This is a genomic window from Aurantibacillus circumpalustris (assembly GCF_029625215.1).
Lineage (GTDB): Bacteria > Bacteroidota > Bacteroidia > B-17B0 > Aurantibacillaceae > Aurantibacillus > Aurantibacillus circumpalustris.
This window is the reverse complement of sequence record NZ_CP121197.1, coordinates 34,132-52,250: the sequence shown is the minus strand read 5'-3', so window position 1 is coordinate 52,250 and position 18,119 is coordinate 34,132. Positions and strand designations below refer to the sequence as shown.

The window sequence follows — 18,119 nt, the reverse complement described above, 5'->3', positions numbered from 1 at the left end:
AAAACAACAATATTTTATGTAAGTAGTACGAGATGTGTTTGCTAATTTATTTTGCATATTAAATTTACGATTTCTTTTTTAATAATGGAAGGTGGTTTTTGGTTTCAGAATGATGTTAATACGGATAACATTTTCTAGGTTTAAATTTTATCACAAGCGTTTTAAGCTTATTGAGATGTTGACCTCGTTAGAAAAAGAGCCTTGCATGCTGTTATTGGACAAAGTTTTAAGGGACCCAAAAAAAACGCTATTAGTATTATAATTTTTGCCCTTACATTTGGTAGCTGTTAATTCAATGATGGCGAAGCAAAGTTTATGTTACATCGTTGTTGCGATGTTCGCTGACAGACAGGTTCAATTTAAACTCGCGGAAAATTCTATAAAAAACATAAATACAAGCAGCGGTTGTTACAACAATTCCGAATTGATTGTGATACGCTGGTTTGTCAGGCTTTATTTTGTTATAAAATGTATCCATGATGAAGTAGCTTACATTGAATAAATGTATAATGATGATTGTATAGAGAATCTTATTTATACTTTTAAATATCCAGAGAATAATAGGAATTAGTAGAACACAAATAAAAGTAATGAAACCATGTTTATTCTCGGATATGTTGAGTTCCATTGTATGATGTTTGAAAGTTTGAAACACATAGAAAAAGTGAACCAAGTGATTGACTGCAAATAATGTTATTAAAATCCGGAATTCATTCTTTTTCTTGTCGTCAAGGTAAATTTGTTCAAGACCAAAGTAACCGATCATTAATAAGATGAGCAGATTAAAAGTCGAAGATATCCTACCAGAATTACGTGCGCACTTATCAAAAATAAATTCTGGTTCAATTGCAAAAAAATTACTCTCATTTAATGATGCTGTCCAAAATGCCCACAAATAGATTAAAATTTCTAAGAAAATGACTGATAAAATTAATTGAGTTATTTTATTTTTCGCCAACCTGAATAGTTTGAGTGGATTTGTAGTATTAACGAATACGTTAAGATTTTATTGCCTGACCATTCTGGTTCTCTAAATTAAAATCGTTCTTGAGTGGAAAAATGTCTGGCTGACCGTATTGCCAGTTATTATGTAATGTGACCGCCACACAGTTTTTCTGTCGGTATCTGCATAGTTTTTGTTAAATAAAGTCTATTTTTATGATAATGAACAGCCTTATGAAACGGAATTTATTTTTATTGTTTGTTGTAAATATTTTGAATGCTCCTTTGTCTGCACAAAAAGCGAATGAGTTAAAAATGATAACTAAAGAGGCTTATGCTGGTATTCCAAGTCTTGGGTCTATACTAGTTTGGAAAAACAATGAAATTGTTTGTGAGGAATATTTTAATGGAGCGAATGATAGTACAAGTTTTAAAGTTAAATCTGTAACCAAGTCGGTTGTCTCTGCGCTCGCTGGAATTGCGAATGATTATAAACTATTACCTGATTTAAAAACACCTATTTTTAATTTGTTTCCGGAATATGCAACTGATTTCTCGAAAAATCAAAATATAGGATTTACTGAATTAATTAGAGCAAATGATTCGCTTAAAAGGAAAATAACGCTGAGTGATTTGATAACAATGCAAACAGGATATTTGTGGGATGACAATAGTCCGTTAAGTAGTAGGGTTTTTAATAGTTCGTCCGACCCTGTTAGAAGTACATTAGATTTGCCATTTGAGGATTTTCCGGGTACTAAATTTAAATACTGCACACCTGCCTCACATGTTATTGCTGTTATAGTTTCAAAAAGTGTTAAGGGAAACTTGAAGGAATTTGCTGACTCAGCCCTTTTTAAACCTATTGGAGTAACTATTTCGTCTTGGTCGAGTGACCCATTAGGAAGAACAATGGGTGGTACCGAATTATCAATGAAGTCAAGCGACATGATAAAATTCGGATTGCTTTATTTGAATGAAGGAAATGTGAATGGTAAACAAATTATTTCTAAGTCATGGATTAATGAGTCAACAAGTGAGCAGGTTGTTTTAAATGAATGGGATGTCTTACCAGGAGCAAATGGTTACGGTTATTATTGGTGGAGGCGAAAAACAAATGGCCATCAAGCATTTGTCGCAAGTGGCTATGGAGGCCAATTAATTTGTGTGATACCTGATTTAAAAATGGTTATTGTCACCACGTGTTTTGTGAACGATAAAAATCGAGGTCGCTCTGAGATAAAACGGCTGCACGGATTTATTGATAAAATAGTTGCAGCGTCAATGTAATCAGCTAAAAGCTGTACGTCTATCGAAAAGTTGATTACTAGCCTTGCCGGTAACGTTTTGCGGCCTTGCCTAGTTTTTTGCTTGTCCAAGTTATGCATTTGAGCGTTAACACGCAAAAAATTAGGCAAGACCGCTGTTATAGGTTGTGTGCCGCACACAGTTTTATTTCTTTTGTCGGCCATATGGAATATCTTCAATGCCAGATATGTCCCAAAGCCTTTCTTTTACTGCGCAGCGACAATTGAAATATGTCGGATTGTCTGGATAGATCTTTTCGTATAAATTTGGATTTTGGTAATAATAAAGTTTAGTGTCCCTTGCAAAATGCTTGAAAGGAAACAAAATTTTGTTTGAAATTACCAATACTGGATCATGAAAAGGAGGTCGCCAACCGTCATAGCAACTTAGCTCAGTATGATATTTCCAATGCGCGCCAAGAATTAATTCTGTCAGATAGTTATTTACTGGATTTTTGTTAAGAGAACGTAGCTCAACTTCAACGTCTATAGCGGCATTAACTTTATCAAATATTCTTTTCATTTGAAATGCGAATAAGGCACCAATGAGAAGAATTACTAGAGATGAAGAAATGAAAACTCTTTTCTGAAAAACTGTCAATAGGGATTTATACATAAAGATTAATTGAAGAATGAGAAAATAAGGTGCTAATGCAAATGCGCCATAAAACCATAGAGCATTTGCAACTTTGTTTTTAAATATTTTGTTTAAGAGCAAGATGATAGGCCAAAGAATTAATGCTACAACCAAATTGGCCGCCGCAAAAATTGCATATTCTTGTCTACCGAATAATAATATATATAAACCTATGAAGAAGCCAAGTCCAGCAAACGCGGTTACGAATGAAAATGTCTTGGAGTTTTTATTAACGAATGGGAAAACGAGGAAGCAAATGCAAAAGAGTCCAAGGATTACCCATGTCCACGGAACTGGAATACAGAAAAGCTGTCTACGAATATTTAAATAACAGCAAGTTAGAATTATGCCAAGATTCATTGTCAAAAAGTGAATTTTTGATTGAAAAAAACGTTTCAATTCAAAGTCCTCGTGTCTGTGGCGAATGAAGAAGTAAATGACAATAATGATTGTCTGAGCGAGAAATAAATAAGTCCACTCTAATATTGGCATGTATAGAAAACGAAATTTATCCGACTTTATTGTCCGAAGCGAGAGTCCGTCGGCACATTACCTATAACGGATTCTGGGCTTGCGTGCGTTTTTGCTAGTCCAAGTTAAGTATTTGTACAGTAACACGCAAAAATGACGCAATTGCCCAGTGTTATGTGCAGTTGGCAGTCTAGGCGGTGCGGTGGGGCCACGTAGTTGTCCAGTGGCCACAACTGTTAAGTCTAGCCCAGGAAGTTTGGAGTTTTAGTCTACAATATGGCGCTAATCTTTCTGATTGGCGCCGTCTTGGAGACGTGAGGGGAGAAGGCCATTTAGTTTTTGAGAACAAAAAAGTCCAGATGCTACATTTTGTAGTAAAATTTGACTTTGTAAATTTTTAAAAATAACTTTGTCAAGTTGTTTTAACGACGCCAGTCGTTTGAAAGCGAGCTTTCACGATGTCGATCGAAACAACTTGGCAGCCAAAAAAATTACTGTCATAATTTTTTCACAAGCAGCTGGCCTTATTCTCCAAAAAATTAAATTGATTCCTCTCCTCAAAACTACACTTCACACAGGCGGTCACCTGGACAATTGCACATAACTACCATATACCCGCTATAAACTTTCGCTTATCCAACACACATATGGGAGATTGGCGAATGTTTGTAGCTTTTTAGATTTTCCCATTTTTAAGAGAATTTCACGAGTTTGCTCAGATAGCTGTACTAAAATAAACATTTTCTATAAACTATCAAATGGCTAATTCTTTTATCAATCCAAAATAATTACAAACAAAACTTTATTACGCAAGCAATCAGATGACTTTTGTCAGATTTTAGAACTCTGTAAAATTAAAAAATGAGCACTTGTTGGAATCATAAAAAAAACCTAGACCAACAAAATTGATCTAGGAATTTAATCTGAATTTTCTTTCCTACGATATTTTACGCTTAAGCATTCCTATCGACTGGAACCGATGTTAGGTTATTGTTACTATCAATAACAATGTCGTATTGAAAGCATTTTGACATAGTAACAACTTTCTCATACACAATTTTATCAATCGTAATGGTAAAAGTTACGTCCCCTTCTGCGAAATTGTCGTAGGCGGATGATGTTCCTTTTGCAACATTATTAATGTTAACAGTATTTCCTCCAGATGTTTTAATCTGTACACTAGCATCTTTTGTTCCATTGTTTGTTATTCTTGCTTGCGGATCTTCTCCCTTACATTTTTTACAGCTGTTTAATGTAAATGTAAGTAGAGCCATGATAAAAATGGTCGCGAAAATTTTTGTTAGTTTCATTGGTTTAATTATTAATAAAATCCTACTCGTATGGCTTTTCAGATCGGCCCCGTTTTTAGTGGTATCTGGCGTCCACAACAAATTGTTTTGTTAAACCAAATGTAATCCTTTATTTAAGATCTACAAGAGCTGTAGAAATGGCATTTAATATGCAAGATTTAATAAAACCAAAGTTAACTACAGATATTATACTGGTTTTAGCACTACTTACTTCAGAAAAGTAAATGTGCAATAGGATAAATTTTAGACAAAACCGTTATTTTGATCGTCAAGCAGCTTGCCTATGCAATACTTTGCCTCCCAATGGTAAATCCAATTCCGGCTGTTTCAAAATAAGACGAATGGAATTAAAGGTGTCTTTCAACTCACTTTTTTTGTTTTCAAAAATGGCTTGCTGGCGCGGAGTAAATGTTGCGGATAAGTATTCATTAAATAACCAACTCACTCCTTCTATTGTGTCAATTTGTTTGTCTACTTTATTTAAAGGCTTTAATAATTTCACCAACTCTCGGGCATAAGCTAAAAATTGAACATAAGCGTATGCTCCGCCGTGCGGGTTTTCATACTTAATTCCTTCAATCATACTAAAGTAAATTTCAATTCTTGTGATGTTTTTCATAGCCTTTAAGTTTAATGTTATACAAACTTACTACATAAAGTAGTTTTGTTTTGCTACGATTTGTAGTATTAACAAATTATGATTTTTAGGACTTATTTGGCTCTATTCCTAAATCTTAAGCACGGTTTTTTATTAATACCTTTATAGCATGCAAAAGAAACTACTCGGAAAAACAGATCTTTTAGTAAGTCCAATCGCCTTTGGTGGAAATGTATTCGGCTGGACAATCAACGAACAAACATCCTTTGAAATTTTAGATGCCTTTGTAGCTTCCGATTTTAATTTTGTTGACACAGCCGATATGTATTCCCGCTGGGCAAGTGGCATCGGTGGTGAATCTGAAACAATACTTGGAAGCTGGATGAAAAAACGTGGTAACCGCAAAGAAATAATTCTGGCTACCAAAGTGGGTAAGGACATGGGAAATGGAAAAATAGGGCTTTCAAAAAAGTATATTCTCAATGCTGTTAACGATTCTCTAAAACGCTTGCAAACCGATTACATAGATTTATATCAAAGTCACGATGACGACTCAAAAACACCTTTGGAAGAAACACTCGATGCTTACCAATATTTAATTAAAGAAGGGAAGGTTCGGTATATTGGTGCATCCAACTATTCCGCAGAGAGGCTCAATCTTGCTTTGGAAACAAGTAGAAAATATAATTACCCGCGGTACCAAACCTTGCAACCGCATTATAATTTAATGGAAAGAAATATTTTTGAAACTGATCTTGAAAAAGTGTGCTTAGATAATAAATTAGGAGTGATTCCTTATTTTTCTTTAGCCTCAGGTTTTTTAAGTGGTAAATATAGAAATGCCAGCGACCGAACTAAAAGCGTACGTGGAAGCGTTACCGATAAATACCTAAATGAAAAAGGTTTAAACGTTCTTAACGCCCTAGATGAAGTTTCCTCAAAACATGAAACCAAACCTGCAAGCGTGGCACTAGCTTGGCTAATGGCACGACCATCTATTACTTCTCCGATTGCAAGCGCAACAACAATTGAGCAATTAAAAGATTTGGTAAATGCAGCATCAATCGTGTTAGATGCAAAGGATATAGAACTTTTAAATAGCAGTAGTATTTGATAAAATCTTTTTTTTTCGGGCGCCCGGGCTGGTGCCCTGCGGGTTCCATTACAATCGCACTACCTCGCTCAAAAGTTTATCAAACTTTTGCCGCAATTTTTTTAGGCGATAAAAGAGGTATCGCCTAAAATGAACCATCCCGATAAATACCGGGACTTCGGCCCCCTGACGCAGAATTGTCAATAGTAAATTTAGAGCAGTCACTTCAAAATTTGAAAGCTAAAAAATTTACGAGAACCATTATGATTTTTCTAATAATTTACGTAGCACTTTGCGATTAATAAAAATGCTAAACTAAAATTTACCGAAATAACTACTGATCTAATATGTAGTGAGCGCCAGCGATTGAGCGGCCTGTTTGAGCTCCTTTATGTTTGTCCCGAAGGGCAAAAATAAAGAGCGAGTAGCGAAAGCGCGTCCGGGCGCCCAAAAAAACACGGATGCTAAAGAACTTAGACTTTAGAATAAAACTTGCTGGACCAATTAAGTTTTAGATTCTAATTAAATTTCCTCGACATACTAAAATAAGGAACAGGTATCGCTCTTAAATCTAGATTAACTCTGTTATTAGAATTATTTATCAATGCATAACAACCCACCGTCCAACAAATGACTTCGTTTCCAATAAATTTAAAGCCTATGCCGCCAAAGCCACTAGTTAATTCAGGTAAATACCAACCTTCAATATTTAAAGCAACATTTTTTTTAAATCTGCTACAGTAGGCTGCACTTATAAAAGCCATATTTACAAAAGCGCTAGTACTGTTCCTATAAAATAAGTCTGAGTTTAACCCAATTACACCTCCTGAAAAGGTTAAGTTTTTATTAGAATTGCCATGTGTAAATTTACCCTGTGCACCATAACCAAACAAGGCAGAACTATTTCCACCGGATGTGATGTCACCAATTCCAAATACAGAGCCGCCAATGTAATTATCTTCAGTAATTTCGTAAGCAAAATTTAAACCCAAAGAAATTGGATAGAAAGCAACGGTATTTAATGTAATGGCCCAATGTTTATTGAAAGCATAATTAATATTTTCAAGAAGTAACCAATGTGAATTAGTCGATACTTTTCCTTCATCAAATAAAAAAGCGCTGCTTAAAAACATATAATTTCGAGCGTGTAAATTTTCACCCATTGTTTCATTACTTAAATCGCGACCTGCGGATTTATTATTTTGAATAATCTCTGACTTTCTTATTTCAACAGTTCTGTGTGTTATTTTGTTTTTAAGAACCACAAATTCACTTGTTTCTCTTATAACTTGTCCGGTATGTATGGAGCCGCTTTTTGTTTTTAATGTATAATTAGTTTCGGTGTCGTATTGTGGCACGAAAGAACTTGAGTCTGCTGTGGTTTGCCCATGAGCAAGAGCACCTAAAAACAGAATAAAAGCTATGAAAAAATAATGTTTCAAGAATTTAGTTTTTAATTCCTTTAAAAAAACGCAAAGCTCCACTCATGTCTTTAATAAGATGTGTATTTTCAAACAGATTAGAATTTTTCGCGTATTCTTCAACAGCCTCGGCAGTTAAAGGATTAAGTTCAAAATATAGTTTTCCTTTTTTTGAAAGAGAAGTGGAGCAGAGATCAATTATTTTTTTGTAGAAAATAATCGAATCTTCTCCTTTTACAAAAAGCGCTAAATGAGGTTCATGATCCAAAACATTTTTTTCCATTAGCTCTTTTTCTTTTTCCTTTATATATGGAGGATTACTGATAATTATATCGAACTGATTATTAATTTGATTTTTTAAAATATCAGTAGCGAAAAAATCAATTGTGGTTTCATTTAATTCTGCATTTTTTTTCGCAAGATCCAAAGCGTCTTTACTGATATCACAAGCTGATACGGCTGACTCTTTTAAATTGTTTTTAAGTGTAATAGGAATACATCCGCTGCCGGTTCCAATATCAAGAATGCTCAAGTTTCCTTTGTTCTCTTTTAAAACAAGTTCCACTAGTTCTTCCGTTTCGGGACGTGGAATTAAAACGTGTTTATTGACTTTAAATTTAAGATTGTAAAACCAGGTTTCTCCTAATATATATTGCAATGGAATATGTTTTTTAAGATCCTTAGCGCAATCGTATAATTTTAATAAATCACTTTGATTAATGTTTTCTTCTAATTTTTGATAGGTTTCTGTTTTTGAATATCCTAAAATACTTTCCATCGCAAAAAGCATCATGGCTTCAATTTCACTGTCAGGATAAATGCCTCTGAGTTCTGATTGGAAAAAATCAACGAGGTGTTTGAGTTTATTGCCGCTTATTCTCATTAAGGATTGCGAATAAGTTTAAAGCTGTAATTTTTTTCTTCTCCTGTTATTTGAATTAAATACAAAGTAGAATAAGAACTAGTTAATTTTGAGAAATTAAGTTCATGTGTTTTTCCTTGAAAGGGTTCTTGTAGCATCAATTTTCCATCTGTTGAATAAACATAAATTTTTCCTGTAAGTGGAGTAGGGGTTTCAATACTCACAACATCATTAAAAGGATTTGGAAAATAGTTTATCGATTCTCTCGAAATATTTTTGATACCAACTAAATTTTCTCCGCATGTCATAGCAGCAAGGCCATCCAACTTGCCATATCCCCAAGCATAATTTGGAACGGTGCCTGTATAAAAATCGCTAAAAGCGCATTGAGTGATAGCTGTTTTAACTTGTTGGTTGGTTGCCAACGGATGCGCTTCTAAATATAAGGCCGCTAATCCAGCAACCACAGGTGATGCTGCTGAACTTCCGCCACCCCGCACATGAAGACTTCCTTGAGCAACAACTTGCGGAGCGTTAGTAATTAGATTTGCTTGCATGCCAGTTACCAATGCAGTGAAAACAGCGTGACCTGTTGCATTAATATCCGGTTTAATTCTACCATCACGTGTCGGTCCGCTGCTACTGGTTCCAAATAAGGCTCCAGCAGTTTCAGGTAATGTTCTTAAGGTATCATTCACATCGTAGTAACGTTTTAGGTTGACGTAGTTTCCAACAGTAATTACCTCGTCGCTACATTGATAACTGCTTACCATACTGTACATGGTATCTGGTGCAATATAATACGCCATTTTTGGATATTGGCTAAGCGTGGGTAAACCAGAGGACACAAAATCAAAATTCCATGCATGGTGTGTTCCTGAACCTTTTGTTTCTATTCGCCACAATAAATTATTTGTATCAGCATCTATGTGTACATACATTTCGTAAACACCATAATTATTTATGCTGGAAGAATTCTGAATTATTCCAATGCGGTTCCCATTGTGTTTTAAAGTATCATACTGAATAGTGTTCAATCCGTAATTGTAATTTTTAAACGAGATTCTTCCAAGATCTGAATAGTTAGTTCGGTTGGCACCAATACTAATTTGCAAATTTTTTATCTGCATAGTGTCTCCATAAAACCAATAGTCAATTTGACTTTGATTATTTGTTAACCAGGTAAAACTGGTATCGTTTGATACGCATTGGGTTTTTGTATGAAATTTAACATGACCCGCGTTTCCAACCGCAGCTACCATTACTCTTCCAGGAATATTAACCAACATACTTTCAATAAGTTTTGCTTCCAAGTCAGTTCCGTCGTGACTACCGTAATAATCACCAACGCTTGCATTTATAACACAAGGTTTGCTAAGCAAAGTAGCTTTATTAAAAATGTATTGCACGGCGTCTGCTGTTGAACCTGGTAAATTAAAATTTTGCGCCACCATAATGATATCAGCCTTGGAGGCACAACCTTCATGCGTATTATTAGCGAGTCCATTACCAGCTCCAATGCCTGCCACTTGTGTACCGTGACCAAAATGAGGCATATCACTATGGGTACATTGATTAGCATTAATATCGGCGTCTGTCCACTCTATGCCATAATTATAAGGTGATGGCACGGTTGGTCCCACAGTCGCCACCTGATCCCATAAAAATTTAATGCGTGTATTTCCTTGCGCATCTTTAAAATCCCCATGTGCAATGTCAATACCAGTATCAATAAAGCCAAGCACAATACCAGATCCATTATAAGGCTGATTAAGCGGCACGGCACCAAGCTTAACAGGTTTAATACGGTTGCGGTAAACCATTGTATCGTTTAACGGCCTTATTTTAGGTTGAGGTAGCTCGGCGTAAGAAATTATTTTATTGGTAATAAGGTAAGAAAGTGCCGCAGCATTGCAGCGAATAGAAGCAATGTTTCCAGAAGAATAGTTTAGGGTATAAGCACCTTCTTTTTCGTGGGTTTTAAGTTTTGCAATATCCCCTTGCACGAAGACGGTGTATAAAACATTGGGATTATTTTTTTCAGAAAGTTTAACTTTAAGTGCATTGCTGAAATGACTCGATTGAGAATTAGCAACGAGACCTTCCAAAAGAAATAAAAAAACTAAAAATAAACGCATTTGGTTTTAAATAACATTAAAATTAGCTAAAAAAAACGAACTTTGGTCCATGATTCGGAACCCTTGGCTTATACTAATCTTCTTGTTTTTCAGCTTAAAATCATTCTCTCAAATGGATAGTATTTTATACATGCAAGATAAGCGTCTTCAAGACGGAATTTATTTAAGCTATCAGGATTTTCGAATGAATAAAAGTTTGAGAAAGGAGCAAATTGTCTCTACACTTGATAAGGACCAATTGGAATTTTTGACTAAAGTTGTTTACAAAAGGCAATTTTCTTATAAAGAAAACGAAGAAACTATTAATGTAGAAACGGAGACTGTTTGGGGCTACATGCAAAACAATACGTTTTATATAAATTACGAAGGCGAGTTTCGCAGGGTGCCTGTATTTGGTAGCATTTCCTATTTTATAGCGACTTTAACAGTGCAAACACCTGGCTTTTATGACCCACGTTTTGGTGGGGCTGGAGGATCGACTACTAGAACAATTATTAGTGAGCTTATTATGAATTATTACGACGGTTCTATTAAGGAGTTTAATCAGAAAAATGCTGAAGATTTGTTGGAGCCCGACAAAACCCTTTACGACGAGTACAAAAAACTTTCAAAAAGAAAGCAGAAAGAACAAATGTATACCTACATTAGAAAATACAATACTGCACATCCCATTTATTTTCTGCAATAATCTTTGCCCCCCCTGTGCGCTTATAAAGAACAGAAACCACAAAGAACACAAAGCAGACACGAAGAAACACAAAGTCAATGTTAATTCTTTGTGTCCTTTGCGCAACACTTTGAGCTCTTTGTGGTTAAAAAAGCAAGTATTCTTTTGTTTTAATTGGCAATTGTTTAAATCTAAAAAATTGTATCTTTAGACCTTCAAATTTATGAGTGTTTACGATAAATACGAGCCGGTAATAGGTTTAGAGTGTCACATACAATTGCTTACAAAAACCAAAATGTACAGCAACGATATTGCAGAGTATGGTGGATTGCCAAATTCACATGTTAGCGTGGTTACATTGGGTCATCCCGGCACTTTGCCTGTAGTGAATGAACGAGCAATTGAATTTGCCGTTAAGTTGGGAATCGCTGTAAACTCTGATATCCGCGAAGAAAATCAATTCGCGCGTAAAAATTATTTCTATGCCGATCTTCCAAAAGGTTATCAGATAACGCAGGATAAAACCCCTATTTGTACAGGCGGTTATGTTAGCTATAAGTTAGATGGAGTCGAGAAAAAGGTAAACCTTACACGTATTCACATGGAAGAAGATGCTGGTAAAAGTTTGCACGATATTGATCCTTTTGAAACGCTTATAGACCTTAACCGTGCAGGAACACCTTTGTTAGAGATAGTTTCTGAACCTGAAATAAAAAGTGGTGAAGAAGCTTACGCATACATGACAGAAGTTAGAAAACTTGTCCGTTACCTTGGAATTTGTGACGGTAACATGGAGGAAGGTTCATTACGTTGTGACGCCAATATTTCAGTAATGAAAAAAGGTTCTAAAACCTTTGGAAAAAAAGTGGAAGTTAAAAACATGAACTCCTTCCGTAATGTGCAACGCGCAATCGATTTTGAAATTAAACGTCAGATTGATTTATTAGAGGAAGGTGGAGAAATTTCAGGAGAGACACGTAGTTTCGACGCAGTAAATGATCTTACCTTTAGTTTGAGAAGTAAAGAAAACGCAAACGATTACCGTTATTTTCCTGAACCAGATTTACAACCTGTTTACATCACTCAAGAATACATAAATAAAATTAAAGCAGTTCTGCCAACACTTCCGGCCGAATTATTTAAAACCTATACCGAAAAATATAAGTTAAGTGAATACGATGCACTTCAAATTATTGAATCCAAAGAAGTGGCCATGTATTTTAACGAACTTGTTAAACATACTTCTAATTATAAAGGTGGGGCAAACTGGATCATAGGTCCGATTAGATCTTACCTGAATGAACGCGCTTTAAATTTTTCTGAGTTTACTTTATCGCCTGAGAAAATTGCCGAGATTATTCAACTAATTGATTCCGGTAAAGTAAGTAACTCTGTTGCTTCTCAAACTATATTCCCTGCTCTTATTGAGAATCCGTCTGCTACTGCTGAAGAAATTGCCAAACAAAAAGATCTCATTCAAAACAGTGATAGCAATGAATTGCAAGGTTTAATAGACACGGCGCTTTCTAAATTTCCTGAAAAAATCGCTGAATACAAAAATGGAAAAGTAGGTTTATTGGGTATGTTTGTTGGAGAAGTAATGAAATTGAGTAAAGGAAAAGCAGATCCGAAATTATTAAATCAGTTAGTAAAAGAAACCTTAGAAAAATAAATAGCTTCATCTAAAAATAAATAGAATATGTATAAATCGATTATCTGCCTTGGAACTCTTGCATTACTGGCTTCATGCAACCCCTCTAAAAGCGACGGAAGCTTTGAATTAAAAGGAAATTTTTCTAATTCAAAAGGTGAAACCGTTTACCTTGAAAAATTAAGTAGTGCACAACCAGTTCTTATTGATAGTGTGGTTATTGATGAAAAAGGAGATTTTGAGTTTGCGAATTATCAACCTAAAATTGGTTTCTATAGAGTGAAAATAAATGCTCAAAATTTTGCTATGTTGGTTTTAGATTCGGCTGTCAAAATTAGAATAACTGGTAACGTCAATGATTTAGGAAACAGTTATAAAGTGGAAGGCTCTGAAGAAACAAAATTGTTTATGGAGTACAATGAGATTTCTAAAGCACGTGATTTGCGACTCGATTCTTTAAACAAAGCGTTTCAAATTGTGATGGAGGGAAGTAAAATGGATTCAAAAAAGATGGACTCTCTTAGTCAAATTTTTGAAGCACCATATAATGCAATTGTTAGTGCTTCGAGTGATTTAGTAATCGATAAATTAAAAAAGAATGCATCGATGTACTCGTCATTAATTGCTGTGCAAGCACTAGAGCCGGATAAGTATCCAGATATCTATAAACTGTTGGATGAAGGACTTTCTAAAAAATTTCCTAACGATAATAATGTAAAAATGTTTCACAGCGTGGTTAGTTCTATGCAAGCTACTGCTATTGGACAAGTTGCGCCAGACATTATTTTAAACTCACCAGAAGGCAAAGAAATTGCATTAAGTTCACTTAAAGGGAAAGTAGTGTTGGTTGATTTTTGGGCGAGCTGGTGCGGTCCTTGTCGTAAAGAAATGCCGAACGTAGTAAAGGCTTATGCAAAATTTAAAAATAAAGGATTTGAAATTTTTGGTGTTTCTTTGGATAAAGAAGGAGAACGTTGGGTAGAGGCTATTGCTAAAGATGGCATTACCTGGCCACAAGTAAGCGACTTAAAGCAATGGGAAAGCAGTGTGGTTAGATTGTACAATATTCAAGGGATTCCATACACTGTTTTATTAGACAAGGAAGGTAAAATAATTGCAAAAAATCTTCGAGGCGAAGAATTAGAAAAAAAGCTCGCTGAAGTTTTAAACTAAAAAAATGAAATTTAAATCGAAAAAAAATTGGCGCTTGGTTTTATACTTAGCGCTTTTTTTTAACCACAATTTTGTAGTTAGCCAACAAAGTTATTTTCAACAACGTATAGATTATAAATTAGACGTTGCGCTTAATGATGAGAACCATAGCTTACGAGCTTTCGAGGAAATTAAGTATGTGAATAATTCTCAGCAAGCTCTGGATGTGATCTATTTTCACCTCTGGCCAAATGCTTACAAAAACAGTTCTACTGCATTAGCTAAACAATTGTTGTGGCAAGGTAAAACCGATTTTTATTATTCTAAACCCGAAGAACGCGGATACCTTGACAGTCTTGATTTTAAAGTAAATGGTAAACTCATTAAATGGGAATACGATAAAGAACACATTGATATTTGTAAACTTATTTTGAATGAACCAATACGGCCATCAGACAGTATCATTATTACTACACCATTTTTTCTAAAAATTCCTGATGCAAAGTTTTCACGATTAGGTCATACCAATCAGGCTTATTACATGACGCAATGGTATCCAAAGCCTGCGGTATATGACAGAAAAGGTTGGCATCAAATGCCTTATCTTGATCAAGGGGAATTTTTTAGCGAGTTTGGAAGTTTTGATGTGAAAATTACCTTGCCGGATAACTATGTTTTATGTGCAACGGGTGATAAAGAATCAAACAGTGACGAAGAAGATTTTCTAAATAAAAAAATAAATGAAACGCTAAAGGCAATCGAGAAAAGTCCGAAAGATAAACAGGATGAATCTTCTTTTTCTACGCCAGTATCTACAAAACTATTTAAGACGATTCGTTTTAGACAATCACAGGTACACGATTTTGCCTGGTTTGCAGATAAACGTTTTTATGTGATGCGTGATTCGGTCGAACTTCCAGAAAGTAAACGGAAAGTAAATACCTGGGTATACTTCACACCAAAGAATTTAGAGTTTTGGAAAGATGCCATTACTTATATTGGAAAGTCTACCGTTTTTTATTCTTTGCATAATGGCGATTATCCATATAACAATGTTAGCGCTTTAGATGGGAGCATTATGGCTGGCGGAGGAATGGAGTATCCAAATATTACCGTTATAGGAGACGTTTCGTCTGCCATAGAACTCGACATGGTAATTGCACACGAAGTAGGACATAATTGGTTTTATGGGATTCTTGGAAGCAACGAACGCGATCATCCTTTTTTAGATGAAGGAGTAAATTCGTTTGTTGAGTTAAGATATATGCGCACAAACTATCCTGAAAAAAAATTAGGGGCCTTCATTCAAAAAGATTCTACTTTTAAATTATTTGGCCTAAATAAATTTCCTTTTTGGAAATATCAAGAACTTCCTTTTTATTCGGCTATACGAAAAAGAACAGATCAAGAAATTTTCTTAGCGTCAACAGATTTTACCGAATCAAATTACGGTGCAATTGTTTACGGAAAAAGCGCACTGGTCTTAGATTATTTAATGGATTACATGGGCGAAAATGTTCTCGATAAAGCCATGCATAGCTACTTTGAAACTTATAAATTTAAGCACCCTTCTCCCAATGATTTTTTTAAAACGCTCAATGAGTTTTCAGGAAAAGACCTGAACGATTTTCAAAAGCATTTAATTTATTCGACCGCTAAGATTGATTATAAAATCACTAAGGTTAAACTTAAAAAAGAAGGTGGGTATACGCTCACACTTAAAAACAAAACCAATGCAATATTGCCTTTCAATATCACAAGTTATGATAAAACTAATACTCCTATTGACGTAAAATGGTATGATGGTTTTGAAAACAAACGTGAGATAACTATAACAAGTGCTGAGGTAGATCATTTTAAAATTGACGGACAAAATAGAATGCCTGACATCAATCGTAAAAACAATATCATTAAAGCGCAGGGTTTGTTTAAACGATCACGTCCATTGCGTTTAAGTTTTCTAAGTAGATTTGAAGAACCATCTCGCACCAATATTAATTACATTCCCATGATTGCCGGAAATTATTATAACGGTGCTATGGTGGGTATGGCTTTTCATAATTACGGGTTTTATGAACGACGTTTTGAGTATTTAATCGCACCCATGTTTGCTTTTAATACAAAAACACCCGTTGGATTTTTAGAGTTTAATTATAACGCCTATCCTAAAAAAGTTTTCCAACAAATAACTATTGGCGCAAAAGCTAAAACCTTTGCTTATGATCAGTTTAAAACGAAGTTTGTGAATGAAATCTTAAGTACGAATTACCAGGACCTGCCTTTAAATTTTTATAAAATAGCTCCTTACGTAAAGTTTGAACTCAAAAAGAAAAATCCTCTCAGTCATATTTCTCAATTTATAACATACAGCAATACCAATTTACTTGTAGATAGCCTTGATACGAAAGCATTTGTAACGGGTGAAGGTCTTAAGAAAAAAACCGAGTATTCTTTTGTGAACCAATTAAATTATGATTTAAAAAACGCACGAGCTATAGACCCATTTAGTTTTAATATCAGCCTACAGCATACTTCTTCTATGGCCAAGATTTCAGGTGCCTTGAATTATAAAATCGCATTAAACAAAAAACACAGCATCGATTTACGCGTTTTTGCAGGAGCTTTTCTTGCAGGGAATTCCAATGAACGAGGATATTATGCCTTTAGAGCAAGTGGTTATAACGGTTGGCATGATTATATGTTCGATGGTAATTATGTTGCGAGGAATGAAAGAGGTGGATTTGGTTTTAGTCAGTTTATAGAAAAAGATGGCGCTTTAAAAATATGGACCCCACTCGGGCAAAGCGCTGAATGGCTAACTTCTGTGAATATTAAATCACCGCGTGCTTTTAAATTTATCCGGGTGTTTGGAGACTTGGTTGTGTGTGATGGACGTTCTTTATTAAACGATAAATTTTTGTGGGATGCAGGATTTAATTTGGTGTTTTGGAACGATATCATAGAAGTCTATATTCCATTGGTTTACAACACGGATATCAAAAAAACACTGGATCTAAATAAAGTAAGTTTTCCAAATACCATACGCTTTACATTTAATATTCATAAATTGGGCATTAAAAGTATTTTACAAAACAGTTTTTTTTAGTGAGCAATAAAAAAATATATTTCGCATCCGATTTTCATTTGGGAGTTCCTTCACGTGAGAGCAGCTTAAAACGTGAAAAGCTTGTTTGTAAATGGTTGGATAGCATTAAGCACGACGCGGCAGAAATTTTTTTGGTCGGCGATCTTTTTGATTTTTGGTACGAATACAAATACACTGTTCCTAAAGGCACTGTACGTTTGATAGGAAAGATTGCAGAGCTTACCGATGCAGGGATTCCAGTCCATTTTTTCGTTGGAAACCACGACCTTTGGATGAAAGATTATTTTATTGAAGAGTTAAACGTGAGCATTCATCACAAACCAATAACAAAAACTTTTAACGATAAAATATTTTATATCGGACACGGTGACGGTTTAGGGCCTGGAGATAATTGGTATAAACTCTTACGTAAAATATTTGCAAGTAAAACATGTCAGTGGCTCTTTAGTCGCTTACATCCGAATTTCGCTTTTTACATCGCAAAACAAAGCAGCAAACGAAAAAAAGAAGCAACGGGTAACGAGGATGAAAAATTTTTAGGGGCAGAGAACGAGTGGTTGTATTTATATAGCAGAGACTATCTTAAGGAAAATAAAGTTGATTTTTTTGTCTTCGGTCACCGTCATTTACCACTTGATTTGGATATTGAAGGAAGAGCTCGGTATATTAATTTAGGCGAATGGATTCAATACAATACGTATGCAGTTTTTGATGGCGAAAAAATGGAGTTGAAAACCTTCGAAAGTTAAGGCAGTCTTGAATCT

At 34.9% G+C, this 18,119-nt stretch carries 14 protein-coding genes; 7 read left to right on the top strand and 7 right to left on the bottom strand.

The window, feature by feature from the left end; translation table 11 throughout:
- Positions 1-313: 313 nt before the first annotated feature.
- A complete protein-coding gene (locus tag P2086_RS00220) occupies positions 314-628 on the bottom strand; it encodes a hypothetical protein (protein WP_317898405.1) in 315 nt (104 codons plus the stop codon).
- Positions 629-1,176: 548 nt separating this feature from the next.
- On the opposite strand from P2086_RS00220, the gene P2086_RS00215 reads away from it, so the two are divergent.
- Complete coding sequence (locus tag P2086_RS00215) at positions 1,177-2,232, top strand: serine hydrolase domain-containing protein (RefSeq protein WP_317898404.1); 1,056 nt, start codon at positions 1,177-1,179, stop codon at positions 2,230-2,232.
- A gap of 162 nt (positions 2,233-2,394) precedes the next feature.
- Here the strand turns inward: P2086_RS00215 and P2086_RS00210 are convergent, their stop codons facing one another.
- The 3 genes from P2086_RS00210 to P2086_RS00200 all read right to left on the bottom strand — a co-directional run bounded on the left by P2086_RS00210 (position 2,395) and on the right by P2086_RS00200 (position 5,286).
- Positions 2,395-3,285, bottom strand: coding sequence for a hypothetical protein (locus P2086_RS00210; RefSeq protein WP_317898403.1), 891 nt, complete (start codon positions 3,283-3,285; stop codon positions 2,395-2,397).
- A 1,025-nt stretch (positions 3,286-4,310) separates the two neighbouring features.
- Positions 4,311-4,667 (bottom strand): hypothetical protein, encoded by a 357-nt coding sequence (locus tag P2086_RS00205; RefSeq protein ID WP_317898402.1) that lies wholly within the window; start codon positions 4,665-4,667, stop codon positions 4,311-4,313.
- A 268-nt stretch (positions 4,668-4,935) separates the two neighbouring features.
- Complete coding sequence (locus P2086_RS00200) at positions 4,936-5,286, bottom strand: hypothetical protein (protein ID WP_317898401.1); 351 nt, start codon at positions 5,284-5,286, stop codon at positions 4,936-4,938.
- A 148-nt stretch (positions 5,287-5,434) separates the two neighbouring features.
- On the opposite strand from P2086_RS00200, the gene P2086_RS00195 reads away from it, so the two are divergent.
- Complete coding sequence (locus P2086_RS00195) at positions 5,435-6,379, top strand: aldo/keto reductase (RefSeq protein WP_317898400.1); 945 nt, start codon at positions 5,435-5,437, stop codon at positions 6,377-6,379.
- A gap of 497 nt (positions 6,380-6,876) precedes the next feature.
- On the opposite strand, the gene P2086_RS00190 is transcribed toward P2086_RS00195, so the two are convergent.
- Genes P2086_RS00190 through P2086_RS00180 form a run of 3 tightly spaced genes read right to left on the bottom strand, consistent with a single transcriptional unit; the run spans position 6,877 to position 10,779 of the window.
- A complete protein-coding gene (locus tag P2086_RS00190; protein ID WP_317898399.1) occupies positions 6,877-7,800 on the bottom strand; it encodes a hypothetical protein in 924 nt (307 codons plus the stop codon).
- A 4-nt stretch (positions 7,801-7,804) separates the two neighbouring features.
- Positions 7,805-8,662 (bottom strand): peptide chain release factor N(5)-glutamine methyltransferase, encoded by an 858-nt coding sequence (prmC, locus tag P2086_RS00185; protein WP_317898398.1) that lies wholly within the window; start codon positions 8,660-8,662, stop codon positions 7,805-7,807.
- On the bottom strand, positions 8,662-10,779 hold the full coding sequence (locus tag P2086_RS00180; protein ID WP_317898397.1) for a S8 family serine peptidase: 2,118 nt from the start codon (positions 10,777-10,779) through the stop codon (positions 8,662-8,664). Before P2086_RS00180 ends, prmC begins: the two co-directional genes overlap by 1 nt.
- Positions 10,780-10,891: 112 nt before the next feature.
- On the opposite strand from P2086_RS00180, the gene P2086_RS00175 reads away from it, so the two are divergent.
- The 5 genes from P2086_RS00175 to P2086_RS00155 all read left to right on the top strand — a co-directional run bounded on the left by P2086_RS00175 (position 10,892) and on the right by P2086_RS00155 (position 18,104).
- Positions 10,892-11,467: a hypothetical protein gene (locus P2086_RS00175; RefSeq protein ID WP_317898396.1), complete on the top strand. Its 576-nt coding sequence runs from the start codon at positions 10,892-10,894 to the stop codon at positions 11,465-11,467.
- Positions 11,468-11,669: 202 nt separating this feature from the next.
- Positions 11,670-13,118 carry an Asp-tRNA(Asn)/Glu-tRNA(Gln) amidotransferase subunit GatB gene (gatB, locus tag P2086_RS00170; RefSeq protein WP_317898395.1) on the top strand — a complete coding sequence of 483 codons (1,449 nt, stop codon included), beginning with the start codon at positions 11,670-11,672 and terminating at the stop codon, positions 13,116-13,118.
- 27 nt (positions 13,119-13,145) lie between these two features.
- Positions 13,146-14,270, top strand: coding sequence for a redoxin domain-containing protein (locus P2086_RS00165; RefSeq protein WP_317898394.1), 1,125 nt, complete (start codon positions 13,146-13,148; stop codon positions 14,268-14,270).
- 4 nt (positions 14,271-14,274) lie between these two features.
- A complete protein-coding gene (locus P2086_RS00160; protein WP_317898393.1) occupies positions 14,275-17,355 on the top strand; it encodes a M1 family metallopeptidase in 3,081 nt (1,026 codons plus the stop codon).
- On the top strand, positions 17,355-18,104 hold the full coding sequence (locus P2086_RS00155; protein WP_317898392.1) for a UDP-2,3-diacylglucosamine diphosphatase: 750 nt from the start codon (positions 17,355-17,357) through the stop codon (positions 18,102-18,104). Before P2086_RS00160 ends, P2086_RS00155 begins: the two co-directional genes overlap by 1 nt.
- The last annotated feature ends 15 nt before the right edge of the window (positions 18,105-18,119 follow it).

Coding starts and splice junctions, on each gene's coding strand:
- P2086_RS00200 (WP_317898401.1), bottom strand. CDS start 5,286: ATGAAAAACATCACAAGAATTGAAATTTACTTTAGTATGATTGAAGGA.
- P2086_RS00195 (WP_317898400.1), top strand. CDS start 5,435: ATGCAAAAGAAACTACTCGGAAAAACAGATCTTTTAGTAAGTCCAATC.
- P2086_RS00160 (WP_317898393.1), top strand. CDS start 14,275: ATGAAATTTAAATCGAAAAAAAATTGGCGCTTGGTTTTATACTTAGCG.
- P2086_RS00205 (WP_317898402.1), bottom strand. CDS start 4,667: ATGAAACTAACAAAAATTTTCGCGACCATTTTTATCATGGCTCTACTT.
- gatB (WP_317898395.1), top strand. CDS start 11,670: ATGAGTGTTTACGATAAATACGAGCCGGTAATAGGTTTAGAGTGTCAC.
- P2086_RS00165 (WP_317898394.1), top strand. CDS start 13,146: ATGTATAAATCGATTATCTGCCTTGGAACTCTTGCATTACTGGCTTCA.
- P2086_RS00220 (WP_317898405.1), bottom strand. CDS start 628: ATGGAACTCAACATATCCGAGAATAAACATGGTTTCATTACTTTTATT.
- P2086_RS00180 (WP_317898397.1), bottom strand. CDS start 10,779: ATGCGTTTATTTTTAGTTTTTTTATTTCTTTTGGAAGGTCTCGTTGCT.
- P2086_RS00215 (WP_317898404.1), top strand. CDS start 1,177: ATGAAACGGAATTTATTTTTATTGTTTGTTGTAAATATTTTGAATGCT.
- P2086_RS00175 (WP_317898396.1), top strand. CDS start 10,892: ATGGATAGTATTTTATACATGCAAGATAAGCGTCTTCAAGACGGAATT.
- prmC (WP_317898398.1), bottom strand. CDS start 8,662: ATGAGAATAAGCGGCAATAAACTCAAACACCTCGTTGATTTTTTCCAA.